This window comes from Rhizobium sp. SVR5-2C (assembly GCF_056755115.1).
Genome location: NZ_JBNDHT010000426.1, coordinates 1 through 264 on the forward strand (window position 1 = coordinate 1; position 264 = coordinate 264).

General features: G+C 63.3%; 1 pseudogene. It reads right to left on the reverse strand.

Going from position 1 to position 264, the window contains the following annotated elements:
- Positions 1 to 34: 34 nt before the first annotated feature.
- Positions 35 to 264 (reverse strand): annotated as a pseudogene (locus ACPYOI_RS36380) (lipopolysaccharide biosynthesis protein); the annotation flags it as partial.

A 264-nucleotide genomic window follows, 5' to 3' on the forward strand; every position in this document is an offset into this window, starting at 1 on the left:
TCGGTACTTTCGGTAAAGGGAGGGCGCGCCATGATCAGAGAGCCCCGTTCGTCGTTGCGAGTGCCGCCGGGCGGCGGATGAGGGCGAATAGCGTGATGCCGAGCGCATGGCGCACGGCAAGATGCAGAAGCAGGGCCTCGACCGTCATGGCGGCGGCACCGGCAATGGCCGCACCCTCGATGCCGAAATGCGGAATGAGGATGACGTTGAGGCTGATATTGGCGACGAGCGCCGCAGCATAGAGATAGACGCAGAGCATCTGCT